We start from the raw sequence: 555 nt of genomic DNA on the forward strand, positions 1-555 counted from the left end.
GCTCTTATACTTTTATGCTTAGCAATTGGTTATGCAGGACGCTATATTGAAAAAGATACATTCATACGGTGGGCAATCGGTGTTATCATCGCTGGTTCAGCAACTCAAATCGCTAATATGTTGTTCACAAGCTAATACGTTCTTCAAAAATTAATAATGGAATTAGAATGATACAAAATGTTCTTTTTATTAAAAAATGAGCACCGTATCCATCAGTCGTAGATAGAATAACGGTAATCTTACTGATACCAAAAAAGAACGTCAGTTATGAGTAATTGTAATAAGAGTAAGAAACATGAAACAATTAGACAATCTACAATCAAAAAGTAACGACAAAAGCATCGCAATTGCTGCAGCTATAACCGTGTTCTTTATGGCTTATCCTGCGTATGCTCAAGCACAAGCTCTAAATAACGCTAAAACTGTTCTAGAAAAGCTGAAGACTGAACTTACTACGAAAATTATACCTATCGCCGCTGCTCTTATACTTTTATGCTTAGCAATTGGTTATGCAGGACGCTATATTGAAAAAGATACATTCATACGGTGGGCAAT

The 555-nt window shown here is 35.0% G+C and carries 2 protein-coding genes; both read left to right on the forward strand.

Annotation, left to right across the window (positions count from 1 at the left end; genetic code table 11):
* Window positions 1–135 (forward strand): TrbC/VirB2 family protein (locus ACFIK8_RS12925; RefSeq protein ID WP_375669652.1); only part of this gene is annotated, 135 nt, incomplete at its 5' end.
* A gap of 160 nt (window positions 136–295) precedes the next feature.
* Window positions 296–555 (forward strand): VirB2 family type IV secretion system major pilin TrwL (gene trwL / locus ACFIK8_RS12930; RefSeq protein WP_375669651.1); only part of this gene is annotated, 260 nt, incomplete at its 3' end.

This window comes from Bartonella sp. MR168JLCBS, assembly GCF_042194175.1.